This window comes from Geomonas oryzae (genome assembly GCF_004117875.1).
Lineage (GTDB): Bacteria > Desulfobacterota > Desulfuromonadia > Geobacterales > Geobacteraceae > Geomonas > Geomonas oryzae.
In genome coordinates this window covers 318816-332782 of the sequence record NZ_RAHW01000002.1, presented here as the reverse complement: position 1 = coordinate 332782, position 13967 = coordinate 318816, and the positions used below count along the sequence as shown (strand labels likewise).

16 protein-coding genes are annotated in these 13967 nt (G+C 61.8%); 7 read left to right on the top strand and 9 right to left on the bottom strand.

The features are described from left to right. Positions 1–29: 29 nt before the first annotated feature. From D6Z24_RS06190 to D6Z24_RS06175, 4 genes are all read right to left on the bottom strand, one after another. Positions 30–1886 carry a HAMP domain-containing methyl-accepting chemotaxis protein gene (locus D6Z24_RS06190; RefSeq protein ID WP_129125697.1) on the bottom strand — a complete coding sequence of 619 codons (1857 nt, stop codon included), beginning with the start codon at positions 1884–1886 and terminating at the stop codon, positions 30–32. 59 nt (positions 1887–1945) lie between these two features. Further along, a complete protein-coding gene (locus D6Z24_RS06185; RefSeq protein ID WP_129125696.1) occupies positions 1946–2554 on the bottom strand; it encodes a chemotaxis protein CheW in 609 nt (202 codons plus the stop codon). A gap of 159 nt (positions 2555–2713) precedes the next feature. Beyond that, the gene (locus tag D6Z24_RS06180) at positions 2714–4222 is read right to left on the bottom strand and encodes a CheR family methyltransferase (protein ID WP_129125695.1); all 1509 of its coding nucleotides are present in this window, start codon (positions 4220–4222) and stop codon (positions 2714–2716) included. A gap of 1 nt (position 4223) precedes the next feature. Beyond that, complete coding sequence (locus tag D6Z24_RS06175; protein ID WP_246014585.1) at positions 4224–4751, bottom strand: chemotaxis protein CheW; 528 nt, start codon at positions 4749–4751, stop codon at positions 4224–4226. A 326-nt stretch (positions 4752–5077) separates the two neighbouring features. Between D6Z24_RS06175 and D6Z24_RS06170 the strand changes: the two genes are divergently transcribed. Then, a complete protein-coding gene (locus D6Z24_RS06170) occupies positions 5078–5356 on the top strand; it encodes a hypothetical protein (protein ID WP_129125693.1) in 279 nt (92 codons plus the stop codon). Between the two features lie 24 nt (positions 5357–5380). Here the strand turns inward: D6Z24_RS06170 and D6Z24_RS06165 are convergent, their stop codons facing one another. Then, on the bottom strand, positions 5381–5959 hold the full coding sequence (locus tag D6Z24_RS06165; protein WP_129125692.1) for an acyl carrier protein phosphodiesterase: 579 nt from the start codon (positions 5957–5959) through the stop codon (positions 5381–5383). Between the two features lie 50 nt (positions 5960–6009). On the opposite strand from D6Z24_RS06165, the gene D6Z24_RS06160 reads away from it, so the two are divergent. Further along, entirely contained in the window at positions 6010–6804 is a 795-nt protein-coding gene (locus D6Z24_RS06160; protein WP_129125691.1) for an ADP-ribosylglycohydrolase family protein, read from the top strand. A 68-nt stretch (positions 6805–6872) separates the two neighbouring features. On the opposite strand, the gene D6Z24_RS06155 is transcribed toward D6Z24_RS06160, so the two are convergent. The 3 genes from D6Z24_RS06155 to dmpI all read right to left on the bottom strand — a co-directional run bounded on the left by D6Z24_RS06155 (position 6873) and on the right by dmpI (position 7965). Beyond that, positions 6873–7100: a hypothetical protein gene (locus D6Z24_RS06155; RefSeq protein WP_129125690.1), complete on the bottom strand. Its 228-nt coding sequence runs from the start codon at positions 7098–7100 to the stop codon at positions 6873–6875. 64 nt (positions 7101–7164) lie between these two features. Continuing rightward, on the bottom strand, positions 7165–7737 hold the full coding sequence (locus D6Z24_RS06150; RefSeq protein ID WP_129125689.1) for a flavin reductase family protein: 573 nt from the start codon (positions 7735–7737) through the stop codon (positions 7165–7167). A gap of 36 nt (positions 7738–7773) precedes the next feature. Then, on the bottom strand, positions 7774–7965 hold the full coding sequence (dmpI, locus tag D6Z24_RS06145; protein ID WP_129125688.1) for a 4-oxalocrotonate tautomerase DmpI: 192 nt from the start codon (positions 7963–7965) through the stop codon (positions 7774–7776). 224 nt (positions 7966–8189) lie between these two features. Here dmpI and D6Z24_RS06140 point away from each other — a divergent pair, with 224 nt between their 5' ends. Beyond that, positions 8190–8516 (top strand): peptide chain release factor family protein, encoded by a 327-nt coding sequence (locus D6Z24_RS06140; protein WP_246014584.1) that lies wholly within the window; start codon positions 8190–8192, stop codon positions 8514–8516. 137 nt (positions 8517–8653) lie between these two features. Here the strand turns inward: D6Z24_RS06140 and D6Z24_RS06135 are convergent, their stop codons facing one another. Further along, positions 8654–9562 carry a selenium metabolism-associated LysR family transcriptional regulator gene (locus D6Z24_RS06135; RefSeq protein WP_129125687.1) on the bottom strand — a complete coding sequence of 303 codons (909 nt, stop codon included), beginning with the start codon at positions 9560–9562 and terminating at the stop codon, positions 8654–8656. A gap of 143 nt (positions 9563–9705) precedes the next feature. Between D6Z24_RS06135 and D6Z24_RS06130 the strand changes: the two genes are divergently transcribed. From D6Z24_RS06130 to D6Z24_RS06115, 4 genes are all read left to right on the top strand, one after another. Continuing rightward, a complete protein-coding gene (locus D6Z24_RS06130; RefSeq protein ID WP_129125686.1) occupies positions 9706–10467 on the top strand; it encodes an acyl-CoA dehydratase activase in 762 nt (253 codons plus the stop codon). Beyond that, positions 10464–11627: a double-cubane-cluster-containing anaerobic reductase gene (locus D6Z24_RS06125; protein WP_129125685.1), complete on the top strand. Its 1164-nt coding sequence runs from the start codon at positions 10464–10466 to the stop codon at positions 11625–11627. The genes D6Z24_RS06130 and D6Z24_RS06125 overlap by 4 nt, the downstream gene beginning before the upstream one ends. 91 nt (positions 11628–11718) lie before the next feature. Next, positions 11719–12486: a rhodanese-like domain-containing protein gene (locus D6Z24_RS06120; RefSeq protein ID WP_129125684.1), complete on the top strand. Its 768-nt coding sequence runs from the start codon at positions 11719–11721 to the stop codon at positions 12484–12486. A gap of 46 nt (positions 12487–12532) precedes the next feature. Further along, positions 12533–13543, top strand: coding sequence for a transglutaminase-like domain-containing protein (locus tag D6Z24_RS06115; RefSeq protein ID WP_129125683.1), 1011 nt, complete (start codon positions 12533–12535; stop codon positions 13541–13543). The last annotated feature ends 424 nt before the right edge of the window (positions 13544–13967 follow it).

Here is a 13967-nt window from a genome sequence, read left to right as displayed (position 1 = left end):
TTATTCGTGATCGCCGCCGCGTAAGGGGATCAGGCGAGCCGGTAGCCGCTCACCAGCTTCTGCAGCTTCTGGTTCAACTCGTAAAGGTTCTTGGCCGCCGCCTCGATCTGGCGCGACCCCTCCACGTTCTGATCGCTTGCCTGGTTGATGCTCTGGATGGCGATGGCGATCTGGTCCATGCCGATCGCCTGTTCCTGTGTCGAGGTGACGATTTGCAGCGTGGCGTTGGAAGAGTCCTCGATGCTCGCGGCAAGCTGGCGGATCGACTCGCCCGCTTCGCTTGACTGCTTCATCCCCGCCTCGACCGCCTTGCTCCCTTGCTCGGTGGCGAGGACGGCCGCGGTGGTGGCTTTCTGGATCTGCCCTATGATGCTGCGCACCTGGGAGGTCGCCTGTTTCGACTGGGTGGCGAGGTTTTTCACCTCCTGGGCCACCACGGCGAACCCTTTGCCGTGCTCACCCGCTTTGGCGGCCTCGATGGCGGCGTTGACCGCGAGGAGGTTCGACTGCTCGGCTAGGTCGGCCACCGTGGCGATGATCTCGCCGATGGCTTGGCTCTGCTCGGAGAGGTTCACGATGCGCTCGGCGATGAAGCCCATGCGCTCGTCGATTCCCTGCATGCCGTCCAGGGTGCTGTTCACCGACTCACGGCCGGTCTTGGCGATCTGCGCGGAACGGTGCGCCCCTTCGTAAACCTGGCGCGACTTCTGCGAGGTGAGGTCGGTGGTCTGGCGGATCTCCTGGACCGTGGCGTTGGTTTCGGAGATGGAGGTGGCGGTCTGGGCCGAGCTGGAGGCAAGCTCGCTCACCGTGGTCATGATCTCGGCGGCGCTCCCGGCTAAGACGTTCACCACCTCGGAGATCTCGAGGCTCAAGTCCCTGAGGTTCCTGGTCATCACGCTGAAGGAGTTACCCAGGCGGTCTTTATCCGAGGCGGGGAGCACCTCGATGGTGAGATCCCCGGCCGCAATGCGGTCGGCGCTGGCGGCGAGCCTTTTCAGGGAGGCAACCATGTTGCTCATGGCGTTGCCGAAGACGTCGCGCTCGGAGAGGGGAACCACCTCGAGATCGAGGTCGCCGACGGCGATCCGGTTCGCGGTCTCCCCCATGCGGCGCAGGGAGAGCACCATTTTTCTCATCGCCCGTAAAAGCTGTCCCAGTTCGTCGGGAGAGGCGCTGTCGAGTTCGACGGAAACGTCCCCCTGGGCCAGTCGGTCGGCGGCCTGCACCGCGTCGTTCAGGGGCCTTGTGATGGAGGCGGTGATGGCGAAGGCGATTATGGCGGCGATGATGCAGGCCAGTGCCACGAGAATCGCGGTGACCGCGAAGGTGAGGCGCTGGTTCCGGGCTGATTCGGCGGCGAAGTTGTCGGCCATGGCGTGCGAAGCCTTCAGCACCTCTTCCACCTGGGCGTCGATCTGGGCAACGGTGCGGCGGGCGTAGTTCTTGTGGAAGGCGACCGCCTCCTTCACCTTGCCCTGGCGGGTGAGCGCGATGGTTTTGGCGCGGACCTCCTTCCACTGGTCCATCGACTCCTTGATCCGGTCGATCTTCGCCTGGTCGCCGGGGAATCGCTCGCGGGCGAGGGCGAGGCCGCGATAGACCTCCTGCTCGTACTTGGCGATCTCCGCAAGGGTTGCTTCCAGGTCTTCACGGTCGGCGGCATAGAGGACCACGTCCTTCATGCCGCGGTGCATGCGCGCGATGTTGGTGTCGACCTGCTGGATCGCGTTGGTCACCGCGAAGGGGTGCTCGTAGAACTCGCTGAGCAGGCGCCCCTCGGCGGCGAGGTTCTTGAGGGAGAGCGCGCCGATCAGGACCAGGAACACGAGCAGCACGGAAAAGCCTGCGATCAGTCTGGAGCGGATTTTAAGGGTGCTGAGCATGGAACCTCCAAAAGTCAGGTTGAGACGCAACCTCAACCTCGATCTTGATTTCAATAGGTCTACCCGACCTCTTCGTGCACGATGAGGCGCGGGTCGGCCAGTATCCTGGCCATGTCGAGCAGGGCAAGCCGCTCGGCAGTGACCCCGGCAAGGAACTCGCCTCTCATCCCGGTAAAGGTGTCGGGTGCCGGGTTGAGTTCCGACCGGGGCAGCGAGCGCATCCCCTCGACCCGGTCGGCCAGGACGCCGAATTCCATGGTGCCGTCGCTTACGACGATCACCCGGTTAAGGTCGGAAAGTCCGGCTGCCGGGAGTTCGAAAAAGCGGCGCAGGTCGACGATGGAGATGATTCTGCCGCGCACGCTGGTGATCCCCAAAACGAAGGGAGGGGTGCAGAACAAAGGGGTGAAGTCGGCCAGGGGAAGCGTGGCCGCGATGAAGGAGAGCTCTATGGCGTAGTGCTCGCCGGAGAGGGTGAACTCCAGGCAGTCGACGCAGGCAATGCTCCCGGCGTCCTCGGCAGGCTTTTGGCTCATGAGCCGGGCGCGTTCCTGAAGCAGCGCCTGCTCGCGCTCGTGGTCGTGCCGGTCCTGGAGAACGGCGTCGAAGGCCGCCTGCTGGCGGGTGAGCAGCGACGCCCAGTCTATGGCGGAACTTCTCTGCGACATCTGCTTCTCCTTCTAAGTAAGTAGCCCAGGCGTTCCCGCCCCCGGAGGGGGAGGGACAGGGAGGGGGAGCGTAGCGGCTTGACCCGACTTCCCCCCTCCCGGCCTCCCCCCTCCGGGGGGAGGTGCGCTGGGCAGGCTCGGCGCTTAAAACCTGCCGTGTTATCCCCGGCTGATGCCCTTGATCAGGTGGATCAACATGCCGGCCGTCATCCCCTCGGTGTCGGGGATGGCCTCGTTCGGGTCGAGCCGCTGCAAAAGGCGCAGGGCGTTGCCGAAACTCTGTTCCGCCTCCTGCCGCTCACCGCGCTTGCGGAAGAGGTTTCCGAGCGCGAAGTAGGCTAACAGGTAGTCGTGGTCGAGGTAGAGCGCGTGCTTAAGCGATGTGATGGCGCCTTCGTCGTCCCCCGCCTGCTCGCGGATCATGGAGAGGAGGTAGTGGCTGTGCGGGTTCAGTCGCTCGAGCCGGATCGATCTTTCGCACAATTCCCGTGCCTCGTCGTAACGCCCGAGGTTTGCGTAGCAGCGTGCCGCAAGGGCCAGGTGCTCGGCCTGCTGCGCTCCGGCGAGGGCGACCTCGGCCGCCCGTTCATAGGCTCCCGTTTCAAACAGCGACAGCGCCTGCTGCAGTGTGTCCGGGCTCTGCGGTGCGTCCGGTATCGCCTGCGCCGCAGGGAGTTCGGCTCCGGGCGCCGGTTTGCGAGCCGGGGGGCGCTTTTCGGCGATAGATGTCGCGTTGCGCCCGATCACCTGCCCCGCGTGTGCACCGGAAAGAGGCGCCGGCACGGCAGCGGGTACTGAAAGCGCGGCCCGGGTCGCTTTATGGCGTCCATCGCTTCTTTTCAGCGCCAAGGCGCCATCGAAGATGTGACAGGTGAAGCCTTCCACCCTGTGGTGGTCCACTTCGGTCGGTCCCATGAAGAGCCAGCCACCGGGCCTGAGCGCGGAACGGAACCTGGCGACGGTCTTCTCGATCTGCTCCTCGCGAAAATAGAGCATCACGTTACGGCAGAAGATGACATCGGCGCCCCCGGCGATGGGGGAGGGGGTATCGGTCTCCTCGGCAAGGTTCAGATGCCCGAAACGGACCATCTCCCTGATGCCGTATGCTATCTCGAAGCTGCCGTCCGGCCGCTGGGTGAAGTAATTCATGAGCCACCCCGGCGCGTTACGAAAGGACCACTTGCCGTACACCCCCAGCCGGGCTCGTTCCAGGGCGTGTTCGTTCAAGTCTGTGCCGAGGATGTTGATCTTCCAGCCGGTCGTGTCCCGAAGCACCCGGCTCAGGATGATGGCGATGCTGTAGGGCTCTTCGCCGGTGGAGCATCCGGCGCTCCAGATCCGGATGGTGCGGTTCCCGCGTCGCCTGGCCGCGACAAGTTCCGGGAGCACCCGCTCCTCGAGCACCCGGTAACTCTTCGGGTCGCGCAGGAAGTAAGTCTCACCGATGGTGAGGGCGCCTGCCAAAAGCCGCAGACGCTCCTTTCCCAGCGGGGCGGACATGAGCTGCAGCAGGAAGCGGTCCAGATCATCGACTCCTTCCTGCTGCGCAAGGGGAGCCATCTTCTGTGCCAGTTCCGCGAAGCGATCCTTGCGGAAGTGAAGCCCAAGTTCTTTTGCTACGAACGCGGCGAACAGCTGCAGCGTCGCGCTTGTCTGCGACTGCGCCATGTCAGGTGCGTGCCAGCGCCGCCGCGATCTGCTCCTCTTCGTGAGGGAAGAGCAGGGCGTCGAGGTCGTGGATCAGTACCAGTCCATCCGCGGTCCGCGTCACTCCGGCCACGAACCCGTCTCCTGCCACGATTTCGTCGGCGGCGACGATGTCGGCCGAAGGCGGCTCGATGACCCCTTCGGAACCGTCCACGACGAGGGCAAGGGTGAGCCTGCCGGTGCGTGCGATGACGAACTGGTCGCTCGAGGCGACGGGGCGCTCGGGGAGCTTGAAGCGCCTCCTCAGATTGATGACGGGAACGATCTCTCCGTGCAGGTCCAGGATGCCCATTACCACATCAGGAGCCTTGGGGAGCTGGGTGAGGGCCGCCGCCCGGACCACCCGTTTTACGTGGTCCAGACGCAACGCGTAACGCTGGTCGTCAAGGGTGAAGATGAGCAGTTGAATCGTGTCGATCGGTCTTCTCCAATTAGCGGCGTCTATGCGGCGCTCTAATGTACCTTGCTCCGGGCTCGGATTCAAGCGCAATGTAAGGTTTTTCGGCGAAAAGAGCAGAGGGAATTGCACTTTTGTAGCATAAGGAGATCTCTTTGGAGTGAGCGCCGAGGTCCGGCCGCCGGAGGGGAGGGGCAGGGAGGGAGACGGCATCGTTCCTACGCTCCAGCGTGGGAACGTAAAGCGTGGGACGCTCCGGCGTCTGCCTAAGGGGCGCTGGAGCGTCCCGAACGTGCGTTCCCACGGAGGACCGTGGGAACGATCTCAAAACTAGCTTGCCGATGAATTGCAAATTCTAAGGGGACCGCTAATATTGCAGCTGTTTTTGCCAAATCGGAACGTAAGCGGGAGGTGAGCCGATGCACGATATCGGCAGGCAGATCATGTTGAGACTAAGGGAGGCCCTGCCGTATGCGCGCGTCTATTGGGAGCGCGAACCGGAAGGCGATGGCCTGCGCGGCAGTGCGATAAGTGCGGAACTGGAAATGCGGAAGTTCACCATGCAGTTCGACGGTCCCCCGAAGGAGGAGTGCCCGGAAATGCTTGATCCGGCCCTTGTGGAACAGGTGGTCGACGATTTCGTCGACTTCTTCGCGCGCTCCATCTACCCGAAGGAAAAATTCACGCGCATCATCTGAACCGTTGCCGCGCCGAAGAAAGGGTCAGCGCCGGATGGTCTCCTCGGCAAAACGTCGAATGTCGGGGAGGAAGGCGTGGAAATCCTCTTGCAAGAAGCGGTAGTGGCGGGTAAGCTCCTGGCCGCCTGAAGCGAGCGGGTTCGCCCTCGGCACGCGTCGCGACATGCGGCGCAGCGCGTCGGCCACCCCTTCGGTGTCCAGGTAGGAAGGGATCATCTCCTCGAAGATCACCGGCACCAGTCCCTTGAGACGCTCGGGGAGCTGGTTCCGACGCGCCTCGACGCTCGCGCGTACGCGCTTGAGGTAGTCCGGGAGCGCTTCGGTGCTTAACTGTCGCCATCCCACGGCGAGGAAGTGGTCGTAGAAGATGTCGACCATGATGCCGCGGTACAGGCCGAAGTCAGCCCCCAGGCGCTTTCTGCTGGCGGTGAAACTCTCATGGTTCTGGGCGAAGGAATCGATGCGGCGGTGCAGCTCGATGCCGCGTCGCAGCTTGTCCGGGTAGGCGTCGGTGAGGCGCCCCTTCACGAAGTCGCCCATGAAGTTTCCGGTGAGGATGTCGGGATCGTCGCCGGAGAGGTATAGATGGAACAGGTAGTTCATGAGAAGGGATGATACCAGAACCGCACGAAGCGGGGTAGGGGGAATGCGCAATGCTGGGTGCTCTGACCGGAGACATCGTCGGCTCCATCTACGAATGGAACAACATAAAGAGCACGGAGTTCCCGCTCTTCCAGGATAGCTGCCGCTTTACCGACGACTCCGTGCTCACCGTGGCGCTCGCCGACGCGATCATGACCGGCGCGCCGTACGACGACACCATGAGGCATTACTACCGCAGCTACCCAGACGCGGGATACGGCAGGGGATTCGTCGCGTGGGCCGAGTCGGATGCGCCTAAGCCCTACAACAGCTGGGGCAATGGTGCCGCAATGCGCGTGAGCCCGGTGGGGTGGGCCTGCGATACGCTTGCCGACGCTTTGTCCCTGGCGAGGAGCTGCACCCTCCCGACCCACGGGCACCCCGAGGGGGTGAAGGGGGCGCAGGCCGTTGCCGGCGCGGTCTTTTTGGGGCGCACCGGCGCCTCGAAGGACGAGCTGCGCTGCTTCATCACCGGGGAATTCGGCTACGATCTCGCGCGCAGCTGCGATGAGATCAGGCCCTCGTACCGTTTCGACGTCTCCTGCCAGGGGACGGTTCCACAGGCCGTCACCGCGTTTCTCGAATCAAACGATTTCGAAAGCGCCATCCGCCTCGCCGTCTCACTGGGAGGGGACTCAGACACCCTGGCCTGCATCACCGGAGCAATTGCCGAGGCCTTCTACGGCGGGGTCCCGGCTCAAATCGCCAAGCGGACCATGGATTTTCTGGATGATCGGCTGAGGCGGGTGACGGCCGCTTTCGAAACGCGCTTCGTGGCGGGGCGCTTTGCCGCTGCAAAAGGCTGAACGCTGAAACAGCAAAGGCTGGTCGACCATCGGTCAACCAGCCTTTTAAGGTGCGGAGAAAAGAGGTGTCAGGCACCGTGCTCCCTCTGCCATTTCTCAACGGCGTACTGGTAGTTATCCTGCATTTCCTCAAGCATGGAATAAGCTTCGTCGGCTCTGTTACGTACCCCTCTATCCGTTGTCGCTGTCGTCTCTTCCGGCTCCTCGATACACGCCTCCGGCAGGATCGAGGCGAGCATCTCGATGATCTGTTGCAGCCGGTCCAGCACTTCCTTTTTGAAGGTCTCGTCGTCCATGGCACTCCCTCACCCCAGATGAGATAACGGGAAGGAGTATACCGTATGAGCGACGAGGCTCCAGTTACTTCATCAACTGTTTGCCGATGTCGAAACCCTGGCCCACTTTTTCGCCCAGGGCGTAGTAGCCGCGGTTGGTCGGGCTGTAGACGATGGGCTGCACCTTGGTCGGGTCCGGGAGGCCTGCTTCGTCGAGCACCGATGCGTCGGCCTTGACGTCGACGATCTCGCCGATGAACTGGGTGTGCACCCCGATTTCCACCGTCTGCAGCAGCTTGCACTCGATTACGAGCGGGAACTCGGCGACGTACGGTGCGTCGACGAGATCACTTTTCACCGGCGTGAGGCCTGCGGCGGCGAACTTGTCGGCGTTTTTGCCCGAGGCGATGCCTGCGTAGTCGGCGGCGACCACGAAGTCGCGGGAGGGGATATTAACCGTGAACGCCTGACGCTCCATGATGGCGTCGTAGCTGTGCCGTGCCTTTCGCAAGGAGACGGTGACCGCGGCCGGGTCGGAGCTGCAGACGCCCCCCCAGGCGACCGTGGCCAGGTTTGCTTTTCCTTCACTGTCGTAGGTGCCGACCAGCCAGACCGGCGTCGGCATGGCGTGCGTCGCCTTACCCAGGCTCTTTTTCATAGGTCCTCCTTGAATTGTTATTGCGGATGGCTCCGTTTATTTGATGATGTCGGAGAGGAGCTTGCCGCCGACGCCGATGTTGTCGCGCTCCATTTCGTTGATGAAGACGATGAACTTTTCAGCGGGGATCTGTGTTACAGTGCTGGCGGCTTCGGTCAAAGCCTGAACCAGTTCGCATTTTTTCTCTTTGTTCGCCATGGTTCCAAGGTCGATGGTGATGACGGGCATGCCGGTGCTCCTCCTTGAGGCGGATTTTTCCAGAAGTGCGGCACTGTAACAGATATCGCACGGCAGTTCAATACGGGCGGAAGTTACAAAGGGCGGGATGTGTAAGTGTGTGATCCGGTAAATCGGTAAGTATGAAATTTTTAGCGCTAGTTGCTGAAGTTATGCCAGTTGCAGCTACGTCGTATGTATAACAGTCACAGTAAGCAGGAAGGATGAACCATCAAATGATTGAGATTAGGGAAGCCGATATAAAAGTAGAGTTTTACCGCGCCTCGGGGCCCGGCGGGCAGCACCGCAACACGACGGATTCCGCGGTGCGCATACGCCATCTCCCGACAGGGATCGTGGCGCAGGCAAGCGAGAGCCGCTCGCAGCTTCAAAATCGGGAAAAGGCGCTCGAGCGCCTGGCCGAGATGCTGCGCAGGCGCGAGCAGAAGGCGAAGAAGAGAATCAAGACTAAGGTGCCCAGAGGCGCCAAAGAGAAACGGTTATCCGACAAGAAGGCGGTTTCTGATCGTAAGAAGAGTAGGGGGAGGCGCATTGACGATTGAGAGTCGTAAGTCCCCTCTCCCTTTGGGAGAGGGTGCCCGAAGGGCGGGTGAGGGCGTTGCCGCGAAGTGACAGGACGGCAGCTATCGCCCCCCCCCCTCACCCTGGCCCTCTCCCAGGGGGAGGGGGGGGGGGCTAATCAGGAAGCTGAATCCCCCTTGTACATCTCCGTCATGATGGTCCTGAAGGCCAGCGCCGCCGGCGAAAGTTCCCTTCCTTTGCGGCTCGCCAGGAAAAACTGTCTCTTCATGCTGACGCCGTCGATGGGAACCTGCACAAGCGACTTCTGCTCCAGTTCGTGCTGTACCGACACCGCGGAGACGAAGGAAACCCCGATCCCCGCCATGACCGCTCGCTTCACCGCCTCGTTGCTTCCAAGATGCGCCGCCACCTTGAGCCGTGCCGGATCTATCCCCGCCTCGCGCAACGCCTGAGCGGCAGCCTTCCCGGTGCCCGAACCTGTTTCACGCAGCACGACCTGCTCTCCCAACAAATCCTCCTTGCTGATACCCTTCTTGCCGCTCCAGCGATGCCCGGCGGGGGCGATGAGCACGAGTTCGTCGTCGGCAAGCGGCATGAACTCGAGGCTCTCCTCCTCGAAACGCCCGCCTACCACGCCCAGCTCAACCTCTTCCGAGATGAGCTTTCCCAGCACGTCGCGGCTGTCCCCCTGACGCAGCACTATGGTGACCCCGGGAAAACGGCTGATTAGAAGCGGCAGTGCCGCCGGTATCATGTACTCGCCCGGGATGCTGCTACCGGCGATGTTCAGCTCGGCCTCCTCGACGCCCTTGAAACGCGCCATGGCGACGGGGATCTCCTTCGCATAATCCATGAGCTTGCGTGCGCGCTCGAGCAGGATCTTCCCCCCCTCGGTCGGGAGTGCCCCCTTGCCGGTACGGTCCAGAAGCTTCATGCCGAACTCACCTTCCAGCGCGGATATGTGCTGGCTGACGGTGGATTGGGTGATGAAGGTAGCCTCCGCCCCCTTCGAGAAACTTCCGCTTTCCGCCACCTTTATGAACACTTCGAGCTGTTTCAGGTTCACCACACACCTCCTTATTGGTAGATGCGATACCTAGTATTTATTTGATCGAATTTATCAATTTGACTCTCGATGGTCAATTGGTTATTGATGTCAGGCCCTTATTCTCCTTCGGCCGCCTGAGAGATCCATAAAAACGAGGCACCATGATCGCAGCAGGAATCGATATAGGGTCGACGGGCACCAAGGCCGTTCTCTTTGACGGAGCGATTCGCGCCACCGCGGTAGTTCCTACCGGCTGGGATCCGGCCGGCGCCGGGGTTGCCGCCTTTCGCCAGGCTCTGGACGCCGCCGGTATAGCCGAGGGGGCGGTCGGAAGGGTGGTAGGGACCGGCTACGGACGGGTGTCGCTGCCCTTGTTCGACAAGAAGGTCACCGAGATCACCTGCCACGCCCGCGGCGCCCATTTCCTCCACCCGGAAACCCGTACCGTGCTGGATATCGGCGGACAGGACAGCAAGGTGATCAGCGTCGACGCCGAGGGAAAAGTCGTTGAATTTGCCATGAATGACAAATGTGCCGCCGGGACCGGACGCTTTCTTCAGGTCATGGCCGGCGTGCTTGGGGTATCGCTCGAAGAGCTGGGAAGCATCTCGGCGGGTGCCGAACCGGTGCGTATCTCGAGCATGTGCGCCGTTTTCGCCGAATCCGAGATCATCGGTCTGCTCGCGAAGGGGGTCGACAAGGGGCGCATCGCCGCCGGGGTCTTCCAGTCCATCGCTTCCAGGATGCAGGGACTCGCCGGCAAGGTCTCCGTTTCCGGGGGGATCACCTTCAGCGGCGGCGTCGCGCTGAACCCGGCCATCTGCCGTGCCATCGGCTCCGGCCTCGGCGCCGAGGTCCTAGTCCCTGCAGCCCCTCAGTTGGTGGGTGCCCTGGGCGCCGCCCTAGTCGGGTTTGAAGCATGAGCGAGGTTTGCACACCCACCCTGCAAGAGATCAGCGGCCTGCGGGAGAGAAACGCGATATCGCTTAAGATGGCCAAAGAGCGAGGCAAGAAGGTCGTCGGCACTTACTGCCTTTTCTCGCCGGTCGAGCTCATCGTCGCCGCCGGTGCCATCCCGGTTTCCCTGTGCGGCACCAGCCCCACGCCGATACCGGCCGCCGAGAAGGTGCTGCCGCGCTCGCTCTGCCCTCTCATCAAGTCGAGCTACGGATTCGCTCTCACCGATACCTGCCCGTTCTTTCATTTTTCCGACCTGCTGCTTGCGGAAACGACCTGTGACGGCAAGAAGAAGATGTACGAGCTGCTAGGCCGGATGAAGCCTTTGCACCTTATGCAGCTGCCGCAGGTGCAGGACGAGGCGGCCCTCGAGTACTGGATCCTTGAACTCAAACGCCTGATACGCCGACTCGAAGAGGAGTTCTCGGTGCAGATCACTCCGGAGCGTCTGGCATCCGCCGTGATGCTGCTCAACGAGGAGCGCCGGTCCCTCAAGGCGCTCCAGGACGTAATGAAACGTAAGCCCGCGCCGATCACCGGGATCGATCTTTTGACCGTGCTACACAACCGGGGCTTCACGGTGGACAAGCACGAGGCGATCGAACTTGTAAACCGGCTTACCGCCGAGCTCACCGAACTGGCCGAGCGAGGCGTTTCCCCCTTCGACAGCACCACCCCGCGCATCCTCCTCACCGGGGTACCCGTCGGCGTCGGGTCGGACAAGGTGGTGCGCCTGGTCGAGGAACTGGGTGGTTCCGTGGTCTGCTTCGAGAGCTGCGGGGCCTACAAGAAGGTCGATCCCGTCGTCCCCGGCGCGGATCTGCTCCGTAGCATCGCGGAGAAGTACCTGCGCATACCCTGCTCGTGCATGTCCCCAAACCACGGCAGGCTCTCCCTTTTGGAGCGGCTGGTCGACGAGTTCCAGGTCGACGGCGTCATCGACCTCACCTGGCAGGGGTGCCATACCTACAATGTGGAGTCGCTTAGCGTGAAGCACCATCTGCAGCAAGGACCCGGGACTCCGTTCCTGCAGATCGAAACCGACTACTCGGAGTCCGACACCGAGCAGCTCAGGGTGAGGATAGAGGCCTTTCTGGAGCTGATAAGCGCCAGGCTCGGAGGGTGACCGGTGAGACGGTACTGTCGCTCAGTTGTGTTCGAAAACCAGAGATGTCACGTTGATTTTTCAATGTCATGCATATCAATTGGAGGCAACTATGAACAGCGTCATCCGTTTACTGGGCAGGTCCACAGTCTCGCTGCTGACCCTTTTTCTTCTCTTGGCGACCGCACTGCCGCTTCCTGCCGCGGATGCCGACTTCAAGACCGTTTCCAGCGAGGCCCTGAGGGATATGCTGGATGAAAAGCGGAGCTTCACCCTGGTCGACGCGCGCACAAACGACGAATACCAAGTCGCCCACCTGGTCACTGCGGTGAACGTCACCGAGAAGGATTTCGAGAAGGGACTCGCGCTTCTTCCCAAAGACAAGGGAGCCCTCGTGGTCCTTTACTGCAACGGGGTTAAATGCGGCAAGAGCAAGAAGGTCGCCGCCAAGGCGAAAGCCGCGGGCTACACCAACCTGGTCATTTACCCGGACGGTTTCCCGGTCTGGGAGGAGAAGGGGTACCCCATCGTCGCGGGTCCCGATTACGCGAAGAAGATCGAGACGACCAAGCTCACGCCGGCGCAGTTGACCGCGATCCTGAAGGAGAAGAAGGACGCCTACGTCCTCGTGGACGTACGTGACGAGTTCGAGTTCGCCGAGGGGCACATCGAAGGGGCGATAAACATCCCGGCCGAAAATTTCGCCTCCAAGTCCGGTGTGCTCCAGAAGGAGAAGGGAATCATCGTGTACTGCAACAGCGGCGGGCGCAGCTACTCCGCCTACCGCAAGCTGATGAAGCTCGCTTATCCCTCCATTTACCAGGCCATCCTTTCCGAATGGAAAGAGGCCGGGCTGCCCGTAGTCAAGTCGCAACTGTAAGGCACCTGCTGGTGCCGTTGAATATCGAGTTAAACAAGGAGTTTGTATGAAAAGGTTGTTGCTCTCGCTGCTGGCCCTCTCCCTTAGCCTCGCGCCCGCCGCCTGGGCCCAGAGCCGCAGTGGTATCGTGAGCGTCGAAGTCGATCTTTCCCGTCAGGAAGCGGGCAAGGAGACGAAACTGTGGATACCCTATGCGGTATCCGACCGGTACCAGAACGTCACCGACGTGAAGGTTGCCGGCGACTTCGCAGCTTCGGCGGTCTACACCGACAAGGTGAACGGCACGCCGATGCTCTTCGCCAAGTGGGACAAGGACGCCAAGAGCCGCAAGCTCACCTACACCTTCAAGGTGGAGCGCGAGGAAATCCAGATGAAGAACCTGTCGGGCAAGGAACCGGCATGGAACCCTGCGGACTACGCCGAGTACCTTGCCCCGACCTCGATGGGGCCGGTGGACGGCGAGGTGAAGAAACTTGCCGAGTCCATCGTCAAAGGTAAAAAGACCGTTCTGGAGAAGGCGAGGGCGATCTATGACTGGACCTGCGAGAACATGTACCGCGACCCGGCGACGGTCGGCTGCGGCAAAGGGGATGTCTGCGAACTCCTGAAGAAGCCGGGCGGCAAGTGCACCGACATTTCCTCGGTCTACATCGCCCTTGCCCGTGCCGCCGGGGTGCCGGCGCGCGAGGTCTTCGGTCTGCGCCTCGGCAAGAAGGCGGAGGAGGACATCACCACCTGGCAGCACTGCTGGGTCGAGTTCTTCCTCCCCGGCACCGGCTGGGTCCCGGTGGATCCTGCCGACGTGAGAAAGGCGATGCTCGTCGAGAAGCTCGAGCTTGCCGACGCCAAGACACGCGCGTACCGCGAATACTTCTTGGGGGGCATCGATCCCTACCGCTTCAAGATCGCTTCGGGACGGGATGTCGTGCTGAATCCGCCACAGGCAGGCGCTCCGCTCAACACTTTCGGCTATCCCTATGCCGAGGTCGGCGGCGATATGCTCAACTGGTACGATCCGAAAGGGTTTAGCTACCGCATCAGCTACAAAGAAAAATAAAGAAGAAAACTACCTCAGTCTTTTTTAGGGCCGCGCTGCGACATGCGCGGCCCATTTTTTTTCTCGTTTAGCGATGCTCATCCGCTAGTCCCCCTCTCCCTGCGGGAGAGGGTGCCCGTAGGGCGGGTGAGGGCGTTGCCGCGAAGTGAGTAGTTGCAACTGCCGACGCCCTCACCCTGACCCTCTCCCGGAGGGAGAGGGAATGTAGACGTGGTGCTGCGGAAAATCATTGCATCGTTCCTACGCTCCAGCGTGGGAACGCAAAGCCTCGGACGCTCCGGCGTCTGTATAGGGGACGCTGGAGCGTTCCCAGCGTGCGTTCCCACGGAGGACCGTAGGAACGATCTCTAAACGGTGCATCGCTTTGTGGAGAGGTCACTGCACGTTCATTGCAATCACGAAAGACCTTTTTTGTTTGTCTGTC